This is a genomic window from Kitasatospora sp. NPDC043949, from assembly GCF_056435365.1.
Window position 1 is genome coordinate 39625 of sequence record NZ_JBWKEQ010000044.1, and the last position, 26533, is coordinate 66157.

Here is a 26533-nt window from a genome sequence, read left to right on the forward strand (position 1 = left end):
GAAGGCCGATCGACGGTTCGACCGCGGAAGGCCAAACCCGCGCCGACCGCGCTTCCCCACAATGGGCGCGGTTGCTTCACCCGTTCGGAGGATTGCTCGGTCAGATCCACCCATAGCGCCCGAATGCTCGCTACATTCACGCCGATTCCCGACAGGGGGCGCCGCCCCAGGCAGCCGAAGTGCTGGTAGAGCCCGGTGCGACGTCCGAGAGGTGTTGACTGACATGCCCCAACGGCCTGCAACCGACAGCCCGGCGTACGGACCGCTCGACCCGCTCGGCCACCACCGAGGCCCGGTCGGCCGGACCCTGCCGGACGCCCCCGACGCCCTGACCGCCGACGCCCCGACCGCCGACGAACTGCGGCTGCCCGCGCAGGCCACAACCGACCGGCACGAACCCGCCGTCCCCGCCCCCGGGCCGGTCGGCGGCCACTCCGGGCACTCCGGCCCGGCCCCGCAGAACGGCCAACTCGCCGCGCTCATCGAGGAAGCCGGCTTCTCGCACGCGGGCCTGGCCCGCCGGGTCGACCAGCTCGGCCTGGAACACGGCCTCGACCTGCGCTACGACAAGACCTCGGTCACCCGCTGGCTGCGCGGCCAGCAGCCCCGCGGCGCCACCCCCGCGCTGATCGCCGAGGTCTTCACCCGCCGCCTCGGCCGCCGCCTCACCGCCCAGGACCTCGGCCTGGACGCCTGCGCCCCGGTGTACGCGGGCCTGGAGTTCGCCGAGACCCCGCAGGAGGCGGTGGACATCGTGGCGAGCATGTGGCGCAAGGACAACGGCCCGCAGTCCGAACTGCGCCGGATCGCCTTCACCCCGGCGGGCCTGGTCGTCCCCAGCCGGGACTGGCTGATCGGCCGCACGGACGAGCGCGTCGCCCGGGACGGCTCGACGATGGCCCGCCCCGATGTCGCCACCGGTCCGCCCACCGGTCCGCCCGCCGCCACTGCCGGTACCGCCGGCACCGCGGCATCCGCCGTGACGGCAGCATCCGCAGCGTCCGCCGCGCCCGCCCAGAGCGTGCCCCCCGCGCCCGGCGCTCCCCCTCCGAGCCCGGCGCGCGGCCAGGCCCACCACGGGGCCCCCGGCATGCGCCCCGTGCCGGGCGCGGCCGGCCCCGCCGGGCCCACCATCGGCCGGGTGCCCACCCAGAGCCGGCGCCCGCCGACCGCCGTCGAGCCGCCGTACACCGAACCGGCCCGCGAGTCGCGCCCCGCCCTGCGGGTCGGCCGCGGCGACATCGCCGCCATCCGCGCCGTCGGCGACCTCTTCCGGGCGCTCGATCACGCCTACGGCGGCGGGCACGCCCGGCAGGCGCTGGTCCGCTACCTGGAGAGCGAGGCCGAGCCGATGCTGCGCGGCCGCTACGGCGAGCAGATCGGCCGGGCGCTGTTCGGCGCCGTCGCCGACCTGACCAGGCTGGCCGGCTGGACGTCCTTCGACATCGCCGCGCACGGCCTCGCCCAGCGCTACTTCGTCCAGGCGCTGCGCCTGTCCCAGGCCGCCGGGGACCGCGCGCTCGGCGGGTACGTCCTGGTGACGATGAGTCAGCAGGCCGTCCACCTGGGCCACGGCCGGGAGGCCGTCCAACTGGCCAGGGTCGCCCAGCAGGGCGTGGGCACCGCCGTTCCGCCGGTGGTCCAGTCGCTGATGCACGCCGCCGAGGCGCGCGGGCACGGCCTGCTGGGCGACGTCCGGGCCTGCACCACCGCCCTGGTGCGCTCCGAGCGGGCGCTGGCCGCGGCTCGGGTCGGCGACGAACTGCCCTCCTGGGCGCGGTACTTCGACGAGGCCCAGCTCTCCGACGAGTTCGCCCACTGCTACCGCGACCTCCAGCAGTGGCGCACCTCCGCGCAGCACGCCGAGAAGTCGCTGCGGCTGCGCTCACCCGCCTACGCGCGCAGCCGGATCTTCTGCCGGCTGGTGCTGGCCACCGCCCGGCTCGGCATGGGGGACCTCGACGAGGCCTGCACCATGGCCACCGACGCGCTGCGGGCGGCGGGGGAGATGCGTTCGGCCCGCTCGCTGGAGTACGTCCGGGACTTCCACCGCCGCCTCACCCCCTACCGGGGCAGCCCGGTGGCCCGCGCCTTCGAGGAGACGGCCCGCCAGGCCGGCGTGATCTGAGGACCTGTCGAAGAGGGGCCGGTCGGGCGAGCCCCGGCGGCCCTGGAAACCCGTCCGGCCCGGGTCCGCCCCGGGCCGAAGGGCTCGTCCGCCCGGCACCGGCTCCGGCTCCGAGTGCCCCGGCGGCGGGTAGGACCGCCTCGGCGACGGGCGGGGGCGAAGCGGCTCACCAGCTCTCGGCCCGGACGCGCGGCTGCCCGGCCTCCGGTGCGGGCGGCCGGACGCCGCCGCGCACCCGCTGCGCCACCAGCGGGAACACCAGCACCGAGAGCAAGCCGGCGCCGACCAGCGCGGCGGCCGTCGAGGACGGCAGGTGACCGTCGTCCACCTCGATGGTGGTGATCACCACGACCAGCGGCAGCGCCGTCGCGCCGTAGAGCCCGAGCGCCGTGCGGTCCCGTCGGCCGAGTCCGGCCGGGGCGAGCAGCCCGGCGGGCAGCCCGCGCACGGCCAGGAGCAGCAGCAGGAACACCGGGACGAGCAGTATCGTGCCGGGGTCGTCCAGCAGGGCGGACAGGTCGAAGTTCATCCCGCTGACCACGAAGAACACCGGCACCAGGAAACCGAAGCCGATGCTCTCCAGCTTGGCCTCGATCACCTCCTCCTCGGCCCGGCGGATGTCGGAGAGCAGCAGCCGGGAGACGATCCCGGCGGTGAAGGCGCCGAGCAGCATGTCCAGGTCGAGCCAGATCGCGGCGGCCACCATGACGGCGAGCACCAGGATCACCGCCCGGACCGCGAACTGCCCGGAGGTACGCAGGGTGCGCTCGATGAGCCGGGTGGCCCAGCCGGGCCGGGGGCGGCGTGCGCCGAGGACCGCGACGGCGGTGATCACCGCGAAGGCGCCGAGGATGACGGCCGTCCGGACCGGGGAGTTGCCGCTGAGCAGGATGGCGATCGCGATGATCGGCCCGAACTCGCCGACCGCCCCGGTGGCCATCACCAACGATCCGAAGGGGGTGGGGAGTTCGCCGGAGTCGCGGAGGATCGGCAGGATGGTTCCGAGGGCGGTGGTGGTGAGCGCGAGCCCGGCGAAGGCGCCGTTCAGCGGGTCCCGGTTGACCAGCACGCCCACGCCGAGCGCCGCCACGAGCGTGACCAGCCACGCGGTGCCCGCCCGTTTCAGCGGGCCGCCGCGCAGCTTGGCGAAGTCGATCTCGTACCCGGCCAGGAACATCAGCATGGCCAGGCCGAACTGGGAGAGCGCGTTGACCAGGTCGTCGACGTGCGCCCAGTTCAGGACGTCGGGGCCGATCAGGACGCCGAGCAGGATCTCGAACACGACGGTCGGGACGGCGATCCACCGCAGCAGGCGGTCGGCGAGCAGCGGCGCGGCGACGGCCGCGGCGGGGATCAGGATCAGGGCCACCGGCTGGACGGCGGCGCTCACCGCGCAACCGGCCGTACGGTGTAAATCATCCGATGAGCGGTCATGTCGGCATCCTGGCATGTCGCCGCTCCGTCACCCACCGGCAGGTCGTCAGCGTGTCCCCGGAGCCAGACCCGGAGCCCGCCGGACCGGGAGCCGGGCCGGGAGCCCGCAGGCCAACCCCGCCAGGCTCAGGCCGCCGCCTCGGCCTCCCGGGCGTTGGTCGGGACGCCGAGGTCGCGCAGCACCGCCTGCGCCGCCCGCCGCCCGGAGACCAGCGCGCCCTGCACGGTGCTGGTGTCCCGGTGATCCCCGGCGACGTACAGCCCGGCCAGCATCCGCACCGGGCGCCGGGGGTTGTGCGGCGGCGGCATCGCGGGCAGCGCGTCCGGGACGTGCCGCACGTTCAGGAACTGCCAGCCGGTGGTCGAGGCGCCGTACAGCTCGGCGAGCCGGGCCCGGACCGCCGGTTCCAGCCCGGCCGGGCCACCCGAGTCGAAGGAGCGCCGCCCGAGCACGGTGGTGGCGATCAGTGCCTGCCCGGCAGGGGCGTACGAGGGGTGCAGTTCGCTGAGCACCAGGGAGTGCGAGACCAGCGGCGGCTGCCCGCCGGGCCGGTCGCCGTCGAGCAGCAGGACGGCCTCACCCAGCGGGGTGCGGTCGGCCGCGTGGTAGAAGGTGGTGACGGGGTGGAAGTCCGGCAGCCGTAGCCCGGGCAGCAGTTCGGCGGCGGAGCGGGCGTCGGTGGCGAGGACGACGGCCTGGGCGCCGATCCTCCCGTGGGTGGCGGTCTCCACGCCGTCGGCGGCGATCGAGGTGACCTGAACCCCGGTGCGTACGGTGCCGGCGGGCAGGGTGGTGGCCAGCTGGGCCGGCACGGCCGCGATCCCGCCGGCGGGCAGACAGAGCCGCCCGCGCGCGTAGGAGCGCAGGACCAGGTCGGCGATCCGGCTGCTGGTGCCGAGGGCGGGGTCGCTGAGCAGCGCGCTGAGCAGTGGCCGTAGGAAGCCGTCGAGGGTGCGCGGGGCGAGCCCGTGGCCGGCCAGCGCGCGGGCGGTGGTGGTCTCCGGGCGGGCCTTGAGGCGGCTGGCGGGGGTGGTGGCGAGCCGGCCGAGCCAGCTGCCGAGCCGGGCCTTGTCCAGCGGGCTGCCGAGTGGGGCGCGGGTGGCGGCCTGCCGGGCGGTGGTGAGCTGCGGGTCCCCGGTGCGGTAGCGCCGGCCGCCGCTGTGCACGAGGACTCCGGCCGCGAGTGGGCGCAGGTCGAGGCGGTCGAGGTCGAGGACGCGGCGGAGTTCGGGGAAGGCGGTGTTCAGCAGGTGGCTGCCGTCGTCGAGCCGGAATCCGTCCAGTTCGCGGGTGGCCATCCGGCCGCCGATCCGCTCCGTGGCCTCAAGGATCTGCACGGTGAGGCCGCGGCCGGTGAGCGTGCGTGCGGCGGCCAGGCCGGCGAGTCCGGCGCCGATGACGATGACGTCAGGGTCGGACGGGCGGCGGGCGCGGCGGGTGAAGTCGTATGTGGGCACTGGCGTGCTCCCTCCCTGGTCCCGGGGCTCCGGCCGACGCAGGCAGCGGGGTGCCGGGACACGGTCCGACGGTGTGATGCCCAGTCAGTGTGAGCATCAGACAAGCGCATCGGGCTCGATCCAAGGGGCGAGAGGGGGCGTGCGGCACCGGGCGGGAGCGCGGTCACGGACAGTGCGCCGTTGGGGCCGGGTTCCGGGGTCGGCGGGCGCGCACGGTCACCGGGGGCGTGCGACGCGCCTGGTGTGTGCTCCCATGCGCCCCCTCGCGGAGCCCCGTCCGACCCCCACCCGATCTCCGCCCGGCATATGCCCCTGGCCAGGGCGAATGCCGTAGCCACCGTACGCAGCGGGACGTACCGGAGCCCTGCGGCGGAGCCCGCACCGGAGCCCCGCGGCGGACGGCAGGGCTCCGCGGCGCCGGTCGCCCCCAGCGTCACTCACAGCACCGTGCGCACCATCCCGGCGCCACTCACAGCGCCGCGCGCACCGCCACTCACAGCGCCACTCACAGCGCCGCGCGCACCGCCGCGTCCACGTCCGGGTGCGCGAAGCGGAAGCCCGCGTCCAGCAGCCGCCGCGGCACCACCCGGTGGCTGCCGACCACCTCGACCGCCAGCTCGCCGAGCACCACCTTGAGCACCGCCTCCGGCACCGGGAACGGGGTCGGCCGCCGGAGCACCCGCCCGAGCGCCGCCGTCAGCTCGGCGTTGGTGACGGGGTCGGGCGCGGTGAGGTTGACGGCGCCGGAGAGGTCGTCCCGGTCGATCAGGAACCGCAGCGCGGCGACCTGGTCGGCCAGTGAGATGAAGCTCCAGTACTGCCGTCCGTCGCCGAGCCGCCCGCCCAGCCCCAGCTTGAACAGCGGGAACAGCCGCGCGCCGGCCCCGCCGGCCGCGGACAGCACCATCCCGGTGCGCGGGTGGACGACCCGGATGCCGGCCAGCTCGGCCGGCCGCGCGGCCGCCTCCCACTCGACGCAGACCTCGGCCAGGAAGTCGTCGCCGGCGGGGGAGTCCTCGTCGATCACCCGGTCGCCGGTCTGCCCGTACCAGCCGACGGCGGAGGCGCTGACCAGCACCCGGGGCGGCTCCTTGAGCGCGGCCAGCGCGACGGCCAGCGTCTCGGTGCCGAGTGCCCGGCTCTCCCGGATCTCCCGCTTGTAGGCGTCCGTCCAGCGGTGGTCGCCGACCCCGGCGCCGGCCAGGTGCACGACCGCCTCGACCCCGGCCAGTCCGTCCTGCTCGACCTGGCCGAGCAGCGGGTTCCAGCCGATGGCCGTGCTGCCGTCGGGCTGCGGGCCCGTCCTGGAGCGGCGCCGGACCAGCCGGACCACCTCGTGGCCGTCCGCCAGCAGGGAGCGGACGAGAGCCGAACCGATCAATCCCGTGGAGCCCGTGACAGCGATGCGCATGCGTCCATCCTCCCAGTTCCTCAAGCCCTGTCATGTCGGCATGCGCCTCATTAGCATGACGCGCATGCACGAGGACAATCTGATCATCCGCCCAGCTCAACCCGAGGACGAGGGCGAACTCGCCGTTCTCAACCGTGCCGCCTGGTCCCCGCTGGCCGACGTCTCCCCGCAGCCGCCCGAGGAGGACGGCGTCTTCGACGAACGGCACACCCCGGAGCAGTACCTGGTCGCCCTCCTGGACGGCCGGGTGGTCGGCTACGTCCGCCAGGTCCCGCCGACCCCGCTGGCCAGCAACCGGCACGTCCGGCAGATCCAGGGCCTGGTCGTCGACGGCACGGCCCGCGGCCGGGGTGTCGGCCGGCGCCTGGTCGAGGCGGCTTGCGAGGCCGCCCGGGCCGCGGGCGCGCGCAAGCTGACCCTGCGGGTGCTCGGCTGGAACGCCCCGGCCCGCCGCCTCTACGAGGGCTGCGGCTTCGTCGTCGAGGGCTCGCTGGCGGAGGAGTTCCTGATCGACGGGTCCTACGTGGACGACATCTGGATGGCCCGCCGCCTGGCGGACTGACCCGCCCGACCGGCCTTGCCGGCCGCCACATCTGACGAGTGGTCAGATGTGGCGGGTGGTGCAGAGTCGTGACCGATCCGCTCTGTCTGGACCAGCACCCCGCCGGGTACCGTACGGCCGTGAGCAACTCGACGCCCCCCGGGTGGTACCCGGTCCCCGGTGCGGACGGCACCCCCGGTCACGAGCGCTGGTGGGACGGCAACGCCTGGACCAGCGAGCTGCGCCCGCTCCAGGGCGGCGTCGGCCACCTCGCCGACGCCCCCACCCAGGGCTGGCAGCCCCCCGGCCGGCAGCCCGGGTACGGCTACGGCGGTCCGCAGGACGCCCCCGGCTACCCGGGCAGCGCCCCCGCCCCGGGCTACGGCTACCCGGGCCAGGACGGCTACTACCCGGCCCAGGACGGCTACCCCGCCCAGGGCGCGGGCTACGGCTACCCGGCGCCGGGCTACCCGCCGCAGCAGCCGGCGCCCCGCCGGATGAGGCCCGGCCTGGTCGTCGGCATCGCGGTCGCCGTCCTCGCCGTGGGCGGGATCGTCGCCGGGATCGTGCTCAGTGGCGGCTCCCCGCAGGCCGACCCGGCCCCGAACCCGACGGTCACCATCACCCGGAGCGGCCCCGCCCCGAGCCCCACGGTGGGCACGTCCGCCCCGACGCCCGCGCCCAAGCCGGCGCCGACCGTCAGGAGCACCGTCCCGGACGCCCAGCACGCGATCACCGTCCCGGTGTTCGACGGCTGGGACGTGGCGCCCAACTCCCCGCACTCCACGGTCTACCTGGGCACCGGCCGCTACACCTGCCCGGACGGCAGCTCCTGCATCCGCGGCCAGTTCTCGGTCGAGAAGGACACCGTCCAGGGCGTCACCGCCAAGACGGCCGCCGAGGCCACGATGCCCGCGTACGCCGGCCAGATCTTCACCGGGATCAGCTCGCACACCGACTCCGGCTCCGGCTACACGACCGTCGCGGGCGTGTCCGGCTACGCCGTGCGCTGGCACATCCGCACCGCGGACGGCACCCAGGGCTACGTCCTGCTGGCGGCCGTCCCGGCCAAGGGCGGCGGCTTCGTGGTGTTCGAGGGCGGGGTGGACGACACCCCGAGCGCGCCGGACGCGTCCGTGCTGGACCAGATCCTCAAGGGCGTCAAGCAGGACGGCACGTCCGGCGGCGGCAGCACCGCCTGACGCGTCCGGCCCCGCTCATGCCGTGGGCGTGTCTGACGCGTCCTAATCCCCGTAGCGCTCCCAGAGCTTGGGAAACCGTTTCGCCATGACGTCCGGGTCGTCGAAGTCCAGCGCGGCCCCGGCCGGTCGGCCGGACTGCCGCCCGCCCACCTCGGGCAGCGGAAGTCCGGTCAGCTGCTCGTACGCCTCGTCGGCGGCGTAGCCGAGGTCCTCGGCCTCGCCGTCCTCCTCCTCGTCGAACTCGGGCAGCAGGTCCGCCAGGTCGTCAGGCTCGAACAGGGCGCCCTCGAAGACGTCCCGGCCCTGGCCGATCAGCCAGCAGCGGAAGTAGTCGAAGGTGTCGTCGGAGGCGCCGTCCAGCAGCAGGTAGGCGGCGCCCCAGAGGTCGTGGCGGTAGGCCCGCTGGAACCGGGCCTCGAACAGCCGGGCGAAGTCGATGACGTCGTCCGGGGTCAGCTGGACCAGCCGTTCCACCAGCCGGTCGGCCTGCTCGTCCGGATCGCCGTCGGCGTCCTCCCGGGTCTCGTCGATCATCTGCCAGAAGTCGGTCTCGTCCATCACCGCTCCAGCATCCCCGTTCGCAAGCCCCCGCGCATGCCATGGCCCGGCGAAACGCTGGTGATGTTCGACGCAGCCAGGCGCGGCCCGAGACAACCGGACGCGGCCGGAAGCAGGCGGACAGCAGGCGGGCCCGGGCAACGGCGGAGCCCCGCGCCGTCCAGGGACGACGCGGGGCTCCGTGCAGCCGAAACCGCGGACCGGCAGAGCCTTACAGGCCGAGCTCGACCTCGAACTCGCCGGCCTCCAGGATCTCCTTGACCGCGACCAGGTAGCGGGCGGCGTCGGCGCCGTCCACCAGGCGGTGGTCGTAGGAGAGCGACAGGTAGGTCATGTCACGGATGCCGATGGCGGTGCCGCCGTCGGCCTCGATGACCACCGGGCGCTTGACGGTGGCACCGATGCCCAGGATGGCGACCTGGTTCGGCGGCACGATCACGGTGTCGAACAGCGCACCGCGCGAGCCGGTGTTGCTGATGGTGAAGGTGGCGCCGGACAGCTCGTCCGGGGTGATCTTGCTGTCGCGGACCTTGGCGGCCAGCTCGGCGGTCTTCTTCGAGATGCCGGCGATGTTGAGGTCGCCCGCACCCTTGATGACCGGGGTCATCAGACCCTTCTCGGAGTCCACCGCGATACCGATGTTCTCGGTGTCGAAGTAGGTGATGGTGCCCTCGGCCTCGTTGATCCGGGCGTTGACGACCGCGTGGGTCTTCAGCGCCTGGGCGGCGGCCTTGACGAAGAACGGCATCGGGGACAGCTTGACGCCCTCGCGGGCGAGGAAGCCCTCCTTGGCCTTGCCGCGCAGCGACATGATCTTGGTGACGTCCACCTCGACCACGCTGGTCAGCTGGGCCTGCTCGTGCAGGGCCTTCAGCATGTTGTCGCCGATGACCTTGCGCATGCGGGTCATCTTGACCGTCTGGCCGCGCAGGGCGGACGGCGCGGCGGCGGCCTTCGGCGCAGCGGCCGGAGCGGCGGCGGCGACCGGGGCCGGGGCGGCCTTGGCGGCCTCCGCGGCGGCGACGACGTCCTGCTTGCGGATGCGGCCGCCGACGCCGGTACCGGCGACGGAGGACAGCTCGACACCGTGCTCGGCGGCGAGCTTGCGCACCAGCGGGGTGACGTAGGCGTCACCGGCGTCGGCCACCGGGGCAGCCGGCGCGGCCGGGGCGACGGGAGCCGGAGCGGCGACCGGAGCGGGCGCGGCCGGGGCCACCGGGGCCGGCGCGGCGGCGACCGGAGCCGGCGCGGCCGGAGCGACGGGGGCCGGGGCAGCCGGAGCGGCCACCGGAGCCGGAGCGGCGACCGGAGCCGGGGCAGCCACGGGGGCCGGGGCGGCGACCGGGGCCGGGGCGGCGGCGACGGCACCCGCGGCACCGATCAGCGCGAGCTGGGCGCCGACCTCGGCGGTCTCGTCCTCGCCGACCAGGATCTTCACCACGACACCGGCGATCGGCGACGGGATCTCGGTGTCGACCTTGTCGGTGGAGACCTCGAGCAGCGGCTCGTCGACCTCGACCGTCTCGCCCTCGGCCTTCAGCCAACGGGTGACGGTGCCCTCGGTGACCGACTCGCCCAGCGCGGGCAGCAGGACCGGGGTGGCGTCGGCAGCCGGAGCGGCAGCCGGAGCCGCCGGGGCGGCAGCGGCGACCGGGGCGGGGGCGGCGGGCGCCTCCACGACCGGGGCCGGGGCGGCGACGGGCGCGGCCTCGGCGACCGGGGCCGCAGCGGCGACCGGGGCACCGGAGCCGTCGTCGATGATCGCCAGCTCGGCGCCGACGTCGACGGTCTCGTCCTCGCCGACCTTGATCGAGGCCAGGATGCCGGAGGCCGGCGACGGGATCTCGGTGTCGACCTTGTCGGTCGACACCTCGAGCAGCGGCTCGTCGACCTCGACACGCTCACCCTCGGCCTTCAGCCAACGGGTGACGGTGCCCTCGGAAACGCTCTCGCCCAGCGCGGGCAGTGTTACTGAGACCGCCATGGTTTCAGCGACTCCTATCAAGTCTTGCGTACTGGAAATGGGGGGTGGTGGCGTGATCAGTCGTGCGCGTGCAGCGGCTTGCCGGCCAGCGCCAGGTGCGCCTCGCCCAGGGCCTCGGACTGGGTCGGGTGCGCGTGGATGAGCTGCGCGACCTCGGCCGGCAGGGCCTCCCAGTTGTAGATCAGCTGAGCTTCGCCGACCTGCTCGCCCATGCGGGCGCCGACCATGTGGACGCCGACCACGGCGCCGTCCTTGACCTGGACGAGCTTGATCTCGCCGGCGGTCTTCAGGATCTTGCTCTTGCCGTTGCCGGCCAGGTTGTACTTGAGGGTGACGACCTTCTCCTTGCCGTACAGCTCGACGGCCTTGGCCTCGGAGATGCCGACGGAGGCCACCTCGGGGTTGGAGTAGGTCACGCGCGGGACGCCGTCGTAGTCGATCGGCACCGGCTTGAGGCCGGCCAGGCGCTCGGCGACCAGGATGCCCTCGGCGAAGCCGACGTGGGCCAGCTGCAGGGTCGGGGCGAGGTCGCCGACGGCCGAGATGGTGGGCACGTTGGTGCGCATGTACTCGTCGACCAGGACGTAGCCGCGGTCCATCGCGACGCCGTTCTCCTCGTAGCCGAGGCCGGACGAGACCGGGCCGCGGCCGATGGCGACGAGCAGCAGGTCGGCGTCGATCTGCTTGCCGTTCTCGGTGGAGACGCGGACACCGGCCTCGGTGTACTCGACGCCCGAGAAGCGGGCCTTCAGCTCGAACTTGATGCCGCGCTTGCGGAACGCGCGCTCCAGCAGCTTGGAGGAGTTCTCGTCCTCCAGCGGGACGAGGTGCGGCAGCGCCTCGACGATGGTGACCTCGACGCCGAAGGACTTCCAGACCGAGGCGAACTCGACGCCGATCACGCCGCCGCCGAGGATGACGGCCGACTTCGGGATGCGGTCGAGCTTGAGGGCGTGGTCCGAGGAGATCACGCGGTTGCCGTCGATCTCCAGGCCCGGGATCGAGCGCGGCACGGAGCCGGTGGCCAGGACGATGTGGCGGCCCTCGATGCGCTGGCCGTTGACGTCCACCGAGGTCTGCGAGGAGAGCTTGCCCGCGCCCTGGATGAAGGTGACCTTGCGGGAGGCGACCAGGCCCTGGAGGCCCTTGTACAGGCCAGCGATGACGTCGTCCTTGTACTTGTGGACGCCGTTGATGTCGATGCCCTGGAAGGTGGCCAGAACGCCGAACTCGGCGGCCTCCTTCGTCTCGTCCGCGATCTCGGCGGCGTGCAGCAGAGCCTTGGTCGGGATGCAGCCGCGGTGCAGGCAGGTGCCGCCCAGCTCCCCCTTCTCGACCAGGGCGACGCTCAGGCCCAGCTGAGCGGCGCGGAGCGCCGCGGCGTAACCGCCGCTTCCGCCTCCGAGAATGACTACGTCGAAAACGGTGCTGGCGTCGTTCGCCACGTCACGTCCTCCATGCAATGGGGTGGGTCGCCGGGCCGGTCGCGGTCCGGTGGGTCGGAAGCCTTTGTGAGGCGCCCAGTCGTGCCGGAAATACATCTTCGCACTTGTTCGCGGTGGCTGATGTCCGGGTCCACCCCAGGGGTGTCCCACAGAGCGGTCACCGGGGCGGGAATACCCCCGACGGAAGGGCATCATTGCAGCTCAACGCGGGGTTGACAGCCGCCGGACGGGCGTCGGCGCAGCCCTGCGGCGCCATGTCTTCCGCAGGGTGGAACAAAGTTTCGCCCGCAGCGAACAGAGGTGCGGGGCGGGGTCCCGGCCTACTCGCGGGTAACCGGCGCCGGCGCGCGAACGCCGACGGGGGCCCGGCGCACGCGCGCCGGACCCCCGTCGACTCGGTGCCTGATCAGGCCTTGTTGCCCGCCGCGGTCTGCTCGGCGAACCGGACCAGGGTGCGCACCGCGCTCGCGGTGCCGCCCTTCGGGGTGTAGCCGAACGGCGCGCTCTCGTGGAACGCCGGGCCGGCGATGTCCAGGTGCGCCCAGTCGATGCCCTCGGCCACGAACTCCTTCAGGAACAGGCCGGCCACCAGGCCGCCGCCCATCCGCTCGCCCATGTTCGCCAGGTCGGCGATGGTCGACTCGGTCATGCCCTTGCGCAGCTCGGCCGGCAGCGGCATCGGCCAGGACTGCTCGCCGACCTCGCCCGAGACGGTGTGCAGGGTCTCGCGCAGCTCGTCGTTGTTGGACATCACACCGAAGGTGCGGTTGCCCAGGGCCAGCACCATGGCGCCGGTCAGGGTCGCCACGTCGACGATGACGTCCGGGTTCTCCTCGCCGGCGCGCACGATCGCGTCGGCCAGCACCAGACGGCCCTCGGCGTCGGTGTTCAGCACCTCGACGGTCTTGCCGCCGTACATGCGCAGCACGTCGCCGGGGCGGGTGGCGGAGCCGGACGGCATGTTCTCGGCCAGCGCCAGCCAGCCGGTCACGTTGACGGCCAGGCCCAGGCGCTTGGCGGCCACCACGGCGGCGAACACGGCGGCGGCGCCGGCCATGTCGCACTTCATGGTCTCGTTGTGGCCGGCCGGCTTCAGCGAGATGCCGCCCGAGTCGTAGGTGATGCCCTTGCCGATGAAGGCCAGCGTGGCCTTCGCCTTCGGGTGGGTGTAGGCCACCTTCACCAGCCGCGGCGGGTTGGCCGAGCCGTTGCCGACGCCCAGCAGGCCGCCGAAGCCGCCCTTGAGCAGCGCCTTCTCGTCCAGCACCTCGACCTTGAGGCCGTGCTCCTTGCCGGCCGCCTGGGCGATCGCGGCGAAGCTCTTCGGGTTCAGGTCGTTCGGCGCGGTGTTGACCAGGTCACGGGCCCGGTTCATCTCCTCGCCGACCGCGGCGGCGCGCTCCACGGCCGCCTTGGCGTCCTTGCTGCCCTTGCGGGGGGCCAGCACGACCAGCTCGCCGACCGGCTCCTTGCCGCTGCCGTCGGCCTTGTAGGTGCCGAAGGCGTACGAGCCGAGCAGGCCGCCCAGCGCGACGGCCTCGACCTCGTCCGCGGACTCGGTCGGCAGGGCCAGCGCGGCCTTCTTGGCGCCGGCCAGGGTGCGGGCGGCGACACCAGCGGCGCGGCGCAGCGCCTCCAGCTGGTAGCCGGCCTCGGCGGCCTCGCCGAGGCCGACCGCGAGCACGAGCGCGGCCTTCAGGCCGGCGGGGGAGGGCACCTTGACGGCCTCGCCCTCGGCGCCGGTCGCGCCCAGGGTGCTGAGGACCTCGGTCAGCTTGCCCTCGAACGCCTCGTTCACGGCCTCGGAGCCGGGGGCCAGCACGATGCCCTTGGGGCCCTTGGCGACACCGACCACCAGGGCGTCCGCGCGCAGCGAGGCGGCGGAGGAGGTGCTCACAGACAATGCAGTCACGTAATGCGTCCTGTTCTTTCGCGGTCCACGGCCGGTTGCGGCGAGGCTGCCGCACCGGCGCAACCCGCCGTCGCAGGCCGGACCGCCCGGCACGCTCCGGGTCCGGGCCCCCTGGCGCGCGCACCCGCGCAGGTCGCGGCCACGCACACCAGAGGCCCCGGCTCCTCGGGTCACGCCGGGCGGGCAGGACCTGCGACGGTGCAGGGCTGCGGTGCTCCCCGCATGGTAGTCCGCATGGTGGGATCACGCGCCGCCCGGTATCAGCCGAGCAACGCCAGGGCGAACAGCGAGGCGGTCGCGGCGGTTTCCGCCATCGCGCCGAGCACGTCCCCGGTGATTCCGTCGAACCGCCGTACGCAGCGCCGGAGCAGCAGCTGGGCGCAGCCGACGCCGAGCACAACGGACAGGGGGAGGCGGAGGATTGACGATCCGTCAAACAGTCCGAGTGCGGCCAGGGCGAGCGCTGCGGCGGCCGTCCCCGCGACCGCTCCGGCGGGTGCCACGGTGCCCGCCACCATCGCGCCCAGGCCGCCCGGCCGGGCGGCCGGCACCGACCGCAGGCAGCCCCAGGCGAGCGCGCACCGCGCGGTCACCGCCGACGCCAGCACCGCGAGCGCGCCGCGCGTGGTCGACTCGGCGAACTGTCCGGCCAGCGCCGCGATCTGGGCCAGCAGCACGAGAACGAGGGTCAGGACGCCGAACGGGCCGATGTCGGACTGCTTCATGATGCGCAGCGCGTCCTCGGCCGGTTTCCCGCTGCCCAGGCCGTCGGCCACGTCCGCCAGACCGTCCAGGTGCAGCCCCCGGGTGAGCGCGGCCAGCACCCCCACCGCCGCCACCGCCCCGAGCAGCCCGCCGGCCCGCCAGGCCACCAGCGCCCCCGCCCCGGCGCCCGCCGCGCCGAGCACCAGCCCCACCACCGGGGCCGCCGTCATCGCCCGCGCCGCCGCGGCCCGGTCCCACCGCTCCACCCGCACCCGCAGCACGGACAGCGTCCCGAACCCGAACCGGAGCCCCTCGGCCCAACTGGCGCCCTGCACGACGTGTTTCCCTCCGAACGGAAGCGCCCCGTCCGATGTGCCGGACGGGGCGCCCATGATCCTGGTGCCACGGGTTGCTGCGGGTTCCTACAGCCGCCGCAGCAGGTCCGCCGCCGACGGCAGCTTCGGCTGCTCCTTCGGCGCCGACGGCACGAACGGCCGCGGGGCCTCGTCCGCGAGCGCGTCGCCCGCGGCCTGGAGCAGAGGTAGGGCCAGCAGCGCGCCGAGGCCCTCGCCCATGGTGATCCCCTGGTCCTGCAACGGCGTCAGGGTGAGGCGGTCGTAGGCCTTGGCCTGGGCGGGCTCGCCGCTCGACTGCCCGGCCCGCCACCACTCCGGCGCCCGGAAGGCGATCCGCTGCGCGACCAGCGCGCAGGCCGCCGAGACGACGCCGTCCAGCACCACCGGGAGCCGTCGCGCCGCGGCCTGGAGCAGGAAGCCGGTGATCGCCGCGAAGTCGGCCCCGCCGGTGGCGCCGAGCAGCGCCAGCTGGTCGCCGAGGACGGGCCGGGCCCGCCGCAGGGAGTCGCGGATGGTGGCGCACTTGACCATCCAGACCCGGTCGTCGACGCCCGAGCCGCGCCCGGTGACGGCGGCCGCGTCCGTTCCGCACAGCGCGCCGACCAGGACGGCGGCGACGGTGGTGGCGCCGACGCCGAGGTCGCCGAGCAGCACCAGGTCGGTGCCGGCGTCGGCCTCCTCGTCGGCGACGGCCATGCCGGCCCGGAAGGCCCGCGCGGTCTCCTCGGGGGTGAGCGCGTCCTCGACGTCGATCCGGCCGGAGCCGCGCCGGATCCGGTGGGTGACCACGTCGTCCGGGAAGTCGGCGGGGTCGGCGTCCACCGCGACGTCGACGACCCGCACCTCGGCGCCGTAGCGCCGGGCCAGCCGGGTGACCGGCGCGGTGCCGTCCAGGACGGCGCGCACCCGCGCGGCGGTGCCGCCCTTGGCGGGCAGCCGGGACACCCCGAGCGCGGCCACGCCGTGGTCGGCGGCGAACAGCAGCACCTTGGGGGCCGACACCGGCCGCACGGGGGATCGCCCCTGTACGGACGACAGCCAGCTGCCCAGCTCCTCCAGCTTGCCGAGCCCGCCGCGCGGCCGGCCGGCCTCCTGCCAGCGTTCCTCGGCGGCCCGTCGGGCGCTCTCGTCGGGGCGCTCGACGAGCGAGGAGAACGTATCGAGATCCACGGTCGTGTCCATCGTCCGGAAGGCTACACGCCGCAGATGTTCAGGCGGCGGCTGGCTTGACGGTCAGAACCTGCCCGGCCACGACCAGCAGCACACGCTCGGAGGCGTCCGCCACGGCCATGTTCAGCCGGCCCAGGGTGTCGCGGAAGCGCCGGCCGGCGGCGGTCGCCGGGACGACGCCCATCCCGACCTCGTTGCTGACCGCGACGGCCGTGCGCCCGGTGGCCGCCCAGGCCCGCGCCAGGGCCTCGCAGCGCCGTTGGACGGCGGCCTCCCCACCCGTAGCCCAGACCGCGTCGTCCCAGGCGCCGCACTCGTCCATCACGGCGGTCAGCCACAGCGCCAGGCAGTCGACCAGCACCGGCGCCGGGTCGGTCCGGTCGGCCAGCACGGCCTCCAGGTCGCAGGTCTCGGCGGTGCGCCAGCTCGCCGGCCGCCGCTCGCGGTGCAGCGCGACCCGCTGGGCCCACTCGGCGTCGCCGTCCCGGGCGCCGCCGGTGGCCACGTACAGGACGTCCGGGTGGTCGGCGAGCAGCTGCTCGGCCCGGGTGGACTTGCCGGAGCGGGCGCCGCCGAGCAGCAGCGTGCGGGGGAGCGGGTGGTGGATCGCCATGCCGCCCATCCTGCCCGACCGGGCATCCGGACCGTCCGGCCAGGCATACGGAAGATCGGGCCGGGCAGGCTAAGGTGCGCAGCACGCAGGCAGCGTCGTCGGTGGGAGGAGCCGGGCATGGTCTGGACGTGGCGGTACGAGAAGGCGGACGGCACCGCGGTGGTGCCGGAGGGCGCTCAGGAGGAGTTCGCCGGTCAGGGGGACGCCGAGACCTGGATCGGGGAGTCCTGGAAGCAGCTCGCCGAGGACGGCATCGACACGGCGGTCCTGCTGGACGACGACCGGGTGATCTACTCGATGAGCCTGCACGAGGCGTAACCGCCGTCGCGGGGCCGCTACTTGGCGCCGACCACGTGCAGCAGCGCGGCGACCTGCCGGTACGGGTCGGTGCGGCCGGCCCGGTCCTCGGCCTCCAGCAGCTGGGCGAGCTGCCGCCCGTCCACCGGCGGGGTCGCGTCGTCGGGCGCGTTGTCGGTGAAGACCCGTACGCCGTACCAGTGCTTCAGCGGCACCGACACCTCGGAGAGGGTGACGGTGAGGTCGGCGAGGCGGTCGGCGCGGGCGGCCAGCCCGAGCCGGTTGTAGTACCGGTCGCTCTCGAAGGCGTGCAGGGCGGCCCGCCAGTCCCCGGCGGCGGCGGGCCGCAGGGCGAGCGCGTCGCGGTTGCGGACCAGCAGCGAGAGCAGCCCGCCCGGGGCCAGCAGCCGGGCCAGCGAGGCGATCATCGGGTCGGGGGCGGGCAGGTACATCAGGACGCCGTGGCAGAGCACCACGTCGAAGCTGCGCGGGCCGAACCAGCGCCCGCACTGGTGGGCGTCGCCGCTGAGCAGTTGCAGCCGGCCGGCAACCTCCGGCGGTTCCTCGGCGAGCGCCCCCTGGGCGACGCCGAGCGCGACCGGGTCGGAGTCGATGCCGGTGACGTAGTGGCCGGCCCGGGCCAGGCGCAGCGCCTGGGTGCCCTGGCCGCAGCCGATGTCGAGGACGCGCTGCGCGGTGCGGCCGGCCAGCTGCTCGGCGAGCTGCCGGGAGACCAGTTCCTGGCGGACGAAGTTGCGCAGTCCGCCGAGCCGGTCCAGCCAGGCGCCGGTACCGCCGGCGAAGGAGCCGCTGCGCGAGGGCAGCCGGCGCTCCTGGCCGATCCGGTCGTGGCCGCCGTCCCCCTGCCCCGGCAACGCGTACAGGCCGGGCCCCTCCCAGGAAGGGGGGGCCCAGCCGGAGTCCACCGGTTCGGCGGTCAGGGCTTCTCTCCGCGCCGCACCTGCGGCTTGGGCAGTCGCAGCCGGCGCATCTGCAGGATGCGCATCAGGCCGTAGGCGACCGCGCCGCGGGTGTTCTGGCCGGCGAAGCGCTCGGCGAACTGCTTGCGCAGACCGAAGCCGAGGCGGACGAAGTCCAGGATCACCAGCACGAAGAACAGCAGGAACAGCAGCGTGGACAGCAGCTGGATGGCGGGCACCTTGATGATGCTCAGCACCAGGATGACCACGGCGGCGGGCAGGAAGAACTCGGCGAGCGACCAGCGGGCGTCCACGTAGTCGCGGGCGAACTTGCGCACCGGGCCCTTGTCACGGGCCGGCAGGTGGCGCTCGTCGCCCTCCAGCAGCGCGGTGCGCTGCTTCTCGCGCTCGGAGCGCATCCGCTCGCGGGCCTGGCGGGCGGCCTCCTTGCGGTCCTTGGGCACCGTCACCCGGGTGCGCCGGTTGGCCTCGGCCTCACTGCGCTTGGGCGTTGGCCGGCCCTTCTTGGCCTGGGGGTGGCGGGTCTCGTCCGGCTTCTCCAGCACGGTGGCGGAGGCGGCTGCATCATCTGAACGGCGTCGGAACACACCACCAGCGTACGGGGTGCCGGGCGGCTTCTCGGGGTCCCCTCGGACCCAAACGCGTATCAATCCGCGAGGTCGGCGCCCGCCGGGGTTTCCCGGCCCCTTCCCGTAGGGGATCAATCGGATGGACTATGGAGGGGATGAGAGGCGGATCCACCCGGGGGAGGAGGAACTCCGCTGGTCGCTGTAGCAGTCTTGTAGCAGGCAGGTGCACTGCGGCGACGGGCTCGCTGCACATACACTCGTCGTGTCTGGTATCGAGATAGAGACCGCAGGCCGGAGAAGGGGGCACCCGAGGCCCATGAGCGACGGAATCATGAAGCGTATGGGGTTGATCTTCCGCTCCAAGGCGAACAAGGCCTTGGACCGGGCGGAGGATCCCCGAGAGACGCTCGACTACTCCTACCAGAAGCAGCTCGAACTGCTGCAGAAGGTACGGCGTGGCGTCGCGGACGTCGCGACCTCGCGCAAGCGCCTGGAACTCCAGCTGACCCAGCTCCAGCAGCAGTCGGCGAAGTACGAGGACCAGGGCCGCAAGGCGCTGTCCCTGGGCCGCGAGGACCTCGCGCGCGAGGCGCTGACCCGCCGGGCCAACATGCAGTCCCAGATCACCGACCTGGAGACGCAGTACCAGGCCCTCCAGGGCGAGGAGGAGAAGCTCACGCTCGCCTCCCAGCGGCTGCAGGCCAAGGTGGACGCCTTCCGCACCAAGAAGGAGACCATCAAGGCCACCTACACCGCCGCTCAGGCGCAGACCCGCATCGCCGAGTCCTTCTCCGGGATCTCGGAGGAGATGGGCGACGTCGGCCTGGCCATCCAGCGGGCCGAGGACAAGACGGCCCAGATGCAGGCCCGGGCCGGTGCGATCGACGAGCTGCTGGCGTCCGGTGCGCTCGACGACTCCAGCGGTCTCGGCCGCAAGGACGACATCGAGGCCGAGCTGGAGCGGGTGGCCGGCGGCACCGACGTCGAGCTGGAGCTGGCCCGGATGAAGGCCGAGCTGGGGGGCCCGTCCTCCGGTCCGGCCGCGATCGAGCAGGGCAATTCGCAGCAGCCGCAGGCCCAGCCGCAGCAGGACACCCCGCGCATCAACTACAACAAGTGATCTGAGCTCCATCCCACGAACCAGGGAGACGCACGGCATGATCATGAGGGTCATGGGTGAGGGGCAGTACGAGGTGGGCGAGTCCCACCTGAACCTGCTCAACGAGCTCGACGCCGAGCTCGTCACCGCAGTGGAGTCGGGGGACGAGGAGCACTTCCGTCGGGCCTACGGCAAGCTGCTGGACGCGGTGAAGCAGTTCGGCACTCCGGTGCCGCTGGATTCACTGGCGCCGTCCGAGCTGATCCTGCCGAGCGCCGAGGCGACGATCGACGAGGTCCGCGAGATGTTGATGGCCGACGGCGAGGGTGTGATCCCGGGCTACCCCGAGTAGCCGCCGCGGCCGGTGCCAGACGAAAGGGCGGGTCCCCTCCGGTGGGAGGGGACCCGCCCTTCGTCGTGTCCCGGCGGCCGGGCCGGCTACGGCAGGGCCAGCATCCGGTCCAGCGCCGCCTTGGCGTACTTCTCGGTCTCCGGGTCGACGGTGATCACGTTCGGCACCCGGCCCTCGACCAGCGACTCCAGCGCCCAGACGAGGTGCGGCAGGTCGATCCGGTTCATGGTGGAGCAGAAGCAGACCGTCCGGTCCAGGAAGACGATCTCCTTGTCCGGGTGGGCCTTGGCCAGGCGGCGGACCAGGTTCAGCTCGGTGCCGATGGCCCACTTGGAGCCGGGCTCGGCGGCGTCCAGCGCCTTGATGATGTACTCGGTCGAGCCCACCATGTCGGCGGCCGAGACGACCTCGTGCTTGCACTCGGGGTGCACCAGCACGGTGACGCCGGGGATCCGCTCGCGCACGTCGTTCACCGAGTCCACGCTGAACCGGCCGTGCACCGAGCAGTGGCCGCGCCACAGGATCATCTTGGCGTCCCGCAGCTGCTCGGCGGTCAGGCCGCCGTTCGGCTTGTGCGGGTTGTACAGGACGCAGTCGTCCAGCGAGAGGCCCAGATCGCGCACCGCGGTGTTGCGGCCGAGGTGCTGGTCGGGCAGGAACAGGACCTTCTGGCCCTGCTCGAAGGCCCACTCCAGGGCGCGTTCGGCGTTGGAGGAGGTGCAGATGGTGCCGCCGTGCTTGCCGGTGAAGGCCTTGATGTCGGCGGAGGAGTTCATGTACGAGACCGGGACGGTGACGTCGGCTATGCCGGCGTCGGTCAGCACGTCCCAGCACTCGGCGACCTGCTCGGCGGTGGCCATGTCGGCCATCGAGCAGCCGGCCGCGAGGTCCGGGAGGACGACCTGCTGGGCGTCGCCGGTCAGGATGTCGGCGGACTCGGCCATGAAGTGCACGCCGCAGAAGACGATGTACTCGGCCTCCGGGCGGGCCGCCGCGTCCCGCGCGAGCTTGAAGGAGTCGCCGGTGACGTCGGCGAACTCGATCACCTCGTCGCGCTGGTAGTGGTGTCCGAGGATGAAGACGCGGTCACCGAGCGCGGCCTTGGCGGCGCGGGCGCGCTCGACGAGGTTCGGGTCGGAGGCCGGGGGGAGGTCGCCGGGGCACTCGACGCCGCGCTCGCTGTTCGGGTCGGCCTCGCGGCCGAGCAGCAGCAGAGCGAGCGGCGTCGGAGTGGGGTCGACGCCGTGGGTCTCGGTGATGGTGGTGGTCACGGGCGGGTGCCCTTCTGTGCGGCCGATCAAGCCTGAAGCCTTTTCGTCTATCTGACGCTATCTATGATAACCGGTTGGTGTCAGAGTGACGATGGCCATCCTGTCGATGTGACGAGAACCGCTCGCCGAATCGGACCCTGGCGGAACCGGATGACCGTTTTGGGGTGGTCCTCGCGTGGCCGAATCGATATCCGGCCGGGCCCGGGTATGGCTGAGGCCATGAAGGCAATCGCGATCAACCGCTACGGCGGCCCCGAAGTCGTCGAGTACACCGACCTGCCCGACCCCAAGGTCGGTCCGGACTCGGTCCTGGTGCGGATGCGGGCGGCCGGGGTGAACCCGGTGGACTGGAAGATCCGGGACGGCGCCCTGGACGGCCTGCTGGACGCGCACTTCCCGCTCGTCATGGGCTGGGACCTGGCCGGCGTGGTCCGCGCCGTCGGCGGCGGCGTCACCGAGTTCGCGCCCGGCGACGAGGTCTACGGCTACGTCCGCAAGGACACCGTCGAGCACGGCACCTACGCCGAACTCGTCTCCGCCCCGGTCCGCACCCTCGCCCGCAAGCCGGCCGCACTGGACTGGGCCCAGGCCGGCGGCCTGCCGCTGGCCGGGCTCACCGCGCTGCAGAGCCTCAAGGCACTGCGGCTGCGGGCGGGGGAGACCCTGCTGGTGCACGCCGCGGCCGGCGGGGTCGGGCACCTGGCCGTCCAGATCGCCCGGGCCCTCGGAGCCCGGGTGATCGGCACCGCGGGCGAGCGCAACCACGACTACCTGCGCGGCCTCGGCGCCGAGCCGGTGCTCTACGGCGAGGGCCTGGCCGACCGGGTCCGGGCGCTCGCCCCGGGCGGGATCGACGCGGCCCTCGACCTGGTCGGCCACGGCGCCGTCCCGCTCTCGGCGAGCCTGGTGGCGGACCAGAGCCGGATCGCCTCGATCACCGACTTCGGGGTGAAGGCCCTCGGCGGCCACTACGTCTGGGTCCGCCCGGACGCCGCGGACCTCGCCGAACTGGCTGCGCTGGCCGACGACGGCCGGCTGACCGTCACCGTCGCCTCCACCTTCCCGCTCTCCCAGGCGGCCTCCGCCCAGGCGCTCAGCGCCGAGGGCCGCACCCGGGGCAAGATCGTCCTGCTGGCCGACTGACGGCGGACTGACGGCGGACCGGCTGCCGACCGGCGGCGGACCACCGACGGACCACCGGCCGTCATCTGCCAGCGGTGAACTCGCTCCTGACATCCGCCAGAATGGTTGGCGAACCGTTTCGGCAGCCGCCCCTACCGCCCTCCGTCCGAGGGCCCGCCGCCCGAGGCCGCAACCGACCCGTACGACCCGTGGAGCCCCGCACCGATGACCAGCAGCCGAGCGCACGAGGTGGTCGGGACCGACCTGGACGAGACCGACCGGCTCCTGCTCGCCCGGCTCGGCCGCGACGGCCGCGCCTCGTACGCCGAGATCGGCCTCCAGGTCAACCTCTCCGCCACCGCCGTGCGCCGCCGGATCGACCGGCTGCGGGCGCGCGGCGTGGTGCGGGGCTTCACCGTGGTGCTCGACCCGTCGGTGCTCGGCTGGCAGACCGAGGCCTTCGTCGAGGTCTACTGCCGCGAGCGGACCGCCCCCGAGGAGATCCTCGCCAGCCTGCGCCAGTTCCCCGAGGTGGTCGCCGCCTGGACGGTCACCGGCGACCCGGACGCCCTGGTCCACCTGCGCGCCGCCGACATGCGGCACCTGGAGGCCGTCATCGAGCGCATCCGCCGCGAGCCCGGCGTCCAGCGCAGCCGCTCCTCGGTCGTCCTCTCCCAGCTCATCGGCTAGGGCGCGCCCTAGCCCGCCGGCCCCCGTCCGGCCCCCTCCGGCCGGTGCGCAGGAATCCTGCGCGGACCGGCCCGAAGACGCCCGAAAGCTGCCTGACCAGCCGGGTTCCGACGCGCGGCGAACCCCTCCCGCTGCCTACGCTGATCACGTCCGGTCCACGCGGTGAACCGCCCCGCCGACCGGGCATCCCCCGACACCCCACAGCCGAGAGGGACAGCCGTGTCCGCAGCCCCCGACCGCATGCACCGGCCCGACAACGAACTGGTCGACCTGGTTTTCGACTACATGCGGGACCGGCTGCAGTACGACCCCGTCCCGCTCGACCACCCCGGTGACGGCGAGCACCTGCGCGCCCAGCTGGCCGGTCTGCTGAACGCGGACGGCAACGCCCCCGCCGACGTGCTCAAGCTCTACGACCACGAGCTGTCCCGCGCGGTGATCTCCGCCGACAGCCCGCGCTACCTGTCGTTCATCCCGTGCGCCCCGACCAAGGCCGCGCTGCTCTTCGACATGGTGGTCTCCTGCGCGTCCCTGCAGGGCATCTCCTGGCTGGAGGCGGCCGGCGCGATCGCCGCCGAGAACCAGGTGCTGCGCCTGATCGCCGACCGCGCCGGCCTGCCCGCCTCGGCCGGCGGCACCTTCGTCTCCGGCGGCTCCGCGGGCAACCTCTCCGCCCTCGTCGTCGCCCGCGACACCGCCCGCCGCAAGCTTGGCGTCGGGCCGGAGGCGCGGCTGCGGATCGCCGTCGCCGACCAGGTCCACTCCTCGGTCAAGAACACCTTCAACATCATCGGCGTCGAGGCCTTCAAGGTCCCCACCGTGAACCGCCGGTTCACCGGCGAGGCGCTGCGCGCCGCGCTGGCCGCCGACCCGAACCCGGAGACCGTCATCGCGGTCGTGGGCACGGCCGGGACGACCAACGAGGGCATCGTCGACGACCTCAAGGGCCTGGCCGAGGTCGCCCGCGAGCGGGACCTCTGGTTCCACGTCGACGGCGCCTACGGCGGCGCGGGCCTGTTCGCCCCCTCGGTGCGCGAGCGCTACAACGGCATCGAGCACGCCGACTCCTTCGTCGTCGACCCGCACAAGTGGCTGTTCGCCCCCTTCGACTGCGCCGCGCTGATCTACCGCAACCCGCAGCTCGCCCGGGCCGTGCACACCCAGGACGCCTCCTACCTCGACGTCCTGCACACCGAGGGCGACGAGTGGAACCCCACCGACTACGCCTACCACCTCACCCGGCGCGCCCGCGGCCTGCCGCTGTGGTTCTCCCTCGCCGTCCACGGCACCCAGGCCTACACCGACGCCATCGAGGCCGGCCTCACGCTCGCCCGGGACACCGCCCAGCTCATCCGCGACACCGACCACCTGGAGCTGCTGTTCGACCCGCAGCTCTCGGCCGTCTGCTTCAAGCGCAAGGGCTGGACCAACGAGGACTACTACCGCTGGTCGCAGCAGCTGCTCGCGGACCAGATCGGCTTCGTCACCCCCACCGGCTGGGACGGCGAGACGGTCGCCCGCTTCGCCTTCCTGCACCCGGGCACGACGATGGACATGGTCCGGGAGATCCTGGACACCATGGCCTGATCGGCCCCCGGTGACCCGTGGCCCCCGCCGGAGCAGGCAGCCGGCGGGGGGCCCGTCGTCCAGTCGTCCAGTCGTTCCGTCGTCCCGTGGTTCAGAGGAAGGCGCCGCTCGGCAGGTACGGCGCCGGCGGCCGCATCCCGCGCAGCCCGACGAAGCCCCGGCTCCGCGGGGTCAGCCCCACCTCCAGGCCGACGTCCAGCGCCCACTCCTGCTCGGCGGTCAGGAACTCCACGCGCGCCTCGACCCCGTCCGGCACCCGGGCCAGCGCCTCGCGCAGCAGCCGGGCGGCGATCCGCTTGGTGGTGGCCGCCAGCAGCTTCACCTCGCCGCCGTCCCGGTAGCAGTAGCCGCTGCCGGCCAGCGCGTCGGCGATCAGCAGTTCCTCGAAGTGGCCCAGCATCAGCTCGTGGTCCGGGCCGTGCGCGGACCCGCGCAGCCGCCGGTCCACCGAGTCCAGCAGGTGCCGGTGGACGGCGCCGCCCCGGTGCACCGGGATGTCCCCCGGGTCGAGCAGCCCGGCCCGGTCCACCCGCCCGGTCAGCCGCATCGCCGGGTGCAGGGTGAACCCGGCCAGCCGGTAGCGGCGGGCCGCCGCCGGGGACGCCGACGCGCAGACCATCCCGCGCAGGCAGCCCCGCGAGTGTGCCGCCGCCCGTTCCAGCAGCAGCCGCCCGACGCCCTTGCCCTGCGCCTGCGGCCGGACCGCGAACAGCGACGGCGCCCACAGGCCCTCCCGGCGCATCGACAGCACCGCGCCGACCGGCTCCCCGCCGCTCTCCGCCAGCCAGCAGCCCTCCGGATCGGTGCGGGCCAGATGTCTGGTCCGGGCGAGCTGCAGCGGGGTCCGTGCGGGCGCCGGACCGGGCAGGGCCGGATCGGCGAACGCGGCGAGGGAGAGCTCCTGGACGGCCTCCGCGTCGGCGGCGGTGTCCCTGACCTGGCGCAGGATCATGGCCACCATCCTGGCGTCCGCGGGCCCGGCCCGGGGCGGGTTCCCCGGATTCCGCGGCTCGGGCGGTGACCCACCCTCCCGGGTTGTGCGAGCATGGGGAGCGTAGGGGACGCGGGTGGCACACCCGGCCCACGGAAATTCCGCCACCAGCAAGCCGACGAAGACAATCGCCGTTCGGGAAATGAATCCGGACGGCCGTTGGTTGGCACTGGGGGCAAACCGTCGTCAAAGACCGGGAGAAAGCAGATGACCGTCCAGGACGAGACCACCGTCGAGAGTGGCATCCTCCTTACCGATGCCGCCGCGGCCAAGGTCAAGGGCCTGCTGGAGCAGGAGGGCCGCGACGACCTCGCACTTCGCGTCGCCGTCCAGCCCGGTGGCTGCTCCGGCCTGCGTTACCAGCTGTTCTTCGACGAGCGCTCGCTCGACGGCGACGTGCTCAAGGACTTCGACGGTGTCAAGGTCGTCACCGACCGGATGAGCGCCCCGTACCTGGGCGGCGCCACCGTCGACTTCGTCGACACCATCGAGAAGCAGGGCTTCACGATCGACAACCCGAACGCCACCGGCTCCTGCGCCTGCGGCGACTCGTTCAGCTAGGCAGCACCGCTCGACGCTCGTTCGAGCCGCAGTACGGAGGCGGGGGGGGGGGGGGGGGGGGGGGGGGGGGGGGGGGGGGGGGGGGGGGGGGGGGGGGGGGGGGGGGGGGGGGGGGGGGGGGGGAGGGGGGGGGGGG

The 26533-nt window shown here is 73.8% G+C and carries 23 protein-coding genes and 1 pseudogene; 10 read left to right on the forward strand and 14 right to left on the reverse strand.

From position 1 onward, the window contains the following. Nucleotides 1–223: 223 nt before the first annotated feature. Entirely contained in the window at nt 224–2128 is a 1905-nt protein-coding gene (locus tag AC07AL_RS29160; protein WP_478318779.1) for a regulator, read from the forward strand. Between the two features lie 166 nt (nt 2129–2294). Here AC07AL_RS29160 and AC07AL_RS29165 read toward each other — a convergent pair whose 3' ends face one another. From AC07AL_RS29165 to AC07AL_RS29175, 3 genes are all read right to left on the reverse strand, one after another. Next, complete coding sequence (locus tag AC07AL_RS29165; RefSeq protein ID WP_478318781.1) at nt 2295–3518, reverse strand: cation:proton antiporter; 1224 nt, start codon at nt 3516–3518, stop codon at nt 2295–2297. Nucleotides 3519–3688: 170 nt separating this feature from the next. Beyond that, nucleotides 3689–5020, reverse strand: coding sequence for an NAD(P)/FAD-dependent oxidoreductase (locus AC07AL_RS29170; protein WP_478318782.1), 1332 nt, complete (start codon nt 5018–5020; stop codon nt 3689–3691). 505 nt (nt 5021–5525) lie between these two features. Further along, entirely contained in the window at nt 5526–6431 is a 906-nt protein-coding gene (locus AC07AL_RS29175; protein ID WP_363372099.1) for a TIGR01777 family oxidoreductase, read from the reverse strand. 64 nt (nt 6432–6495) lie between these two features. Here AC07AL_RS29175 and AC07AL_RS29180 point away from each other — a divergent pair, with 64 nt between their 5' ends. Together AC07AL_RS29180 and AC07AL_RS29185 are read left to right on the forward strand one after the other, a co-directional pair. Beyond that, entirely contained in the window at nt 6496–6993 is a 498-nt protein-coding gene (locus tag AC07AL_RS29180) for a GNAT family N-acetyltransferase (protein WP_363580948.1), read from the forward strand. A gap of 119 nt (nt 6994–7112) precedes the next feature. Next, nucleotides 7113–8174 (forward strand): DUF2510 domain-containing protein, encoded by a 1062-nt coding sequence (locus AC07AL_RS29185; RefSeq protein ID WP_363580950.1) that lies wholly within the window; start codon nt 7113–7115, stop codon nt 8172–8174. Nucleotides 8175–8216: 42 nt separating this feature from the next. On the opposite strand, the gene AC07AL_RS29190 is transcribed toward AC07AL_RS29185, so the two are convergent. The 7 genes and pseudogenes from AC07AL_RS29190 to cobU form a co-directional block, all read right to left on the reverse strand. Continuing rightward, nucleotides 8217–8732, reverse strand: a complete 516-nt coding sequence (locus tag AC07AL_RS29190) for a DUF4240 domain-containing protein (RefSeq protein WP_350885237.1) — start codon at nt 8730–8732, stop codon at nt 8217–8219. 211 nt (nt 8733–8943) lie between these two features. Beyond that, nucleotides 8944–10716: a 2-oxoglutarate dehydrogenase, E2 component, dihydrolipoamide succinyltransferase gene (sucB, locus tag AC07AL_RS29195; RefSeq protein WP_363628806.1), complete on the reverse strand. Its 1773-nt coding sequence runs from the start codon at nt 10714–10716 to the stop codon at nt 8944–8946. A gap of 56 nt (nt 10717–10772) precedes the next feature. Next, nucleotides 10773–12161, reverse strand: coding sequence for a dihydrolipoyl dehydrogenase (lpdA, locus tag AC07AL_RS29200; protein ID WP_363580954.1), 1389 nt, complete (start codon nt 12159–12161; stop codon nt 10773–10775). Between the two features lie 406 nt (nt 12162–12567). Beyond that, a complete protein-coding gene (locus AC07AL_RS29205; RefSeq protein WP_363580956.1) occupies nt 12568–14073 on the reverse strand; it encodes a leucyl aminopeptidase in 1506 nt (501 codons plus the stop codon). A 260-nt stretch (nt 14074–14333) separates the two neighbouring features. Beyond that, a complete protein-coding gene (locus AC07AL_RS29210; protein WP_363580958.1) occupies nt 14334–15113 on the reverse strand; it encodes an adenosylcobinamide-GDP ribazoletransferase in 780 nt (259 codons plus the stop codon). An 87-nt stretch (nt 15114–15200) separates the two neighbouring features. Further along, nucleotides 15201–16316 carry a nicotinate-nucleotide--dimethylbenzimidazole phosphoribosyltransferase gene (locus AC07AL_RS29215; RefSeq protein ID WP_363628804.1) on the reverse strand — a complete coding sequence of 372 codons (1116 nt, stop codon included), beginning with the start codon at nt 16314–16316 and terminating at the stop codon, nt 15201–15203. A 28-nt stretch (nt 16317–16344) separates the two neighbouring features. Next, a pseudogene (cobU, locus tag AC07AL_RS29220) lies at nt 16345–16956 on the reverse strand (bifunctional adenosylcobinamide kinase/adenosylcobinamide-phosphate guanylyltransferase); the annotation flags it as partial. Between the two features lie 78 nt (nt 16957–17034). Here cobU and AC07AL_RS29225 point away from each other — a divergent pair. Then, a complete protein-coding gene (locus AC07AL_RS29225) occupies nt 17035–17235 on the forward strand; it encodes a hypothetical protein (RefSeq protein WP_350886321.1) in 201 nt (66 codons plus the stop codon). Nucleotides 17236–17252: 17 nt separating this feature from the next. On the opposite strand, the gene AC07AL_RS29230 is transcribed toward AC07AL_RS29225, so the two are convergent. Both AC07AL_RS29230 and AC07AL_RS29235 read right to left on the reverse strand, forming a co-directional pair. Next, nucleotides 17253–17993 carry a methyltransferase domain-containing protein gene (locus AC07AL_RS29230; protein ID WP_363580980.1) on the reverse strand — a complete coding sequence of 247 codons (741 nt, stop codon included), beginning with the start codon at nt 17991–17993 and terminating at the stop codon, nt 17253–17255. Between the two features lie 158 nt (nt 17994–18151). After that, complete coding sequence (locus AC07AL_RS29235; RefSeq protein WP_350886323.1) at nt 18152–18742, reverse strand: DUF3043 domain-containing protein; 591 nt, start codon at nt 18740–18742, stop codon at nt 18152–18154. Nucleotides 18743–19040: 298 nt separating this feature from the next. On the opposite strand from AC07AL_RS29235, the gene AC07AL_RS29240 reads away from it, so the two are divergent. After that, a complete protein-coding gene (locus tag AC07AL_RS29240) occupies nt 19041–19844 on the forward strand; it encodes a PspA/IM30 family protein (protein WP_363580962.1) in 804 nt (267 codons plus the stop codon). Between the two features lie 37 nt (nt 19845–19881). After that, on the forward strand, nt 19882–20175 hold the full coding sequence (pspAA, locus tag AC07AL_RS29245) for a PspA-associated protein PspAA (RefSeq protein ID WP_363622262.1): 294 nt from the start codon (nt 19882–19884) through the stop codon (nt 20173–20175). Between the two features lie 86 nt (nt 20176–20261). Here pspAA and nadA read toward each other — a convergent pair whose 3' ends face one another. After that, nucleotides 20262–21446, reverse strand: a complete 1185-nt coding sequence (gene nadA, locus AC07AL_RS29250; protein ID WP_400333622.1) for a quinolinate synthase NadA — start codon at nt 21444–21446, stop codon at nt 20262–20264. Nucleotides 21447–21665: 219 nt separating this feature from the next. Between nadA and AC07AL_RS29255 the strand changes: the two genes are divergently transcribed. The 3 genes from AC07AL_RS29255 to AC07AL_RS29265 all read left to right on the forward strand — a co-directional run bounded on the left by AC07AL_RS29255 (nt 21666) and on the right by AC07AL_RS29265 (nt 24845). After that, nucleotides 21666–22589: an NADP-dependent oxidoreductase gene (locus tag AC07AL_RS29255; RefSeq protein ID WP_363580966.1), complete on the forward strand. Its 924-nt coding sequence runs from the start codon at nt 21666–21668 to the stop codon at nt 22587–22589. A gap of 204 nt (nt 22590–22793) precedes the next feature. Beyond that, nucleotides 22794–23258, forward strand: a complete 465-nt coding sequence (locus AC07AL_RS29260; protein WP_363580968.1) for an Lrp/AsnC family transcriptional regulator — start codon at nt 22794–22796, stop codon at nt 23256–23258. A gap of 219 nt (nt 23259–23477) precedes the next feature. Next, nucleotides 23478–24845, forward strand: a complete 1368-nt coding sequence (locus AC07AL_RS29265; protein WP_244293334.1) for a pyridoxal phosphate-dependent decarboxylase family protein — start codon at nt 23478–23480, stop codon at nt 24843–24845. A gap of 91 nt (nt 24846–24936) precedes the next feature. On the opposite strand, the gene AC07AL_RS29270 is transcribed toward AC07AL_RS29265, so the two are convergent. Then, complete coding sequence (locus AC07AL_RS29270) at nt 24937–25797, reverse strand: GNAT family N-acetyltransferase (RefSeq protein ID WP_363580970.1); 861 nt, start codon at nt 25795–25797, stop codon at nt 24937–24939. Nucleotides 25798–26043: 246 nt separating this feature from the next. Here AC07AL_RS29270 and erpA point away from each other — a divergent pair, with 246 nt between their 5' ends. Beyond that, entirely contained in the window at nt 26044–26397 is a 354-nt protein-coding gene (gene erpA, locus AC07AL_RS29275) for an iron-sulfur cluster insertion protein ErpA (protein WP_030391519.1), read from the forward strand. The last annotated feature ends 136 nt before the right edge of the window (nt 26398–26533 follow it).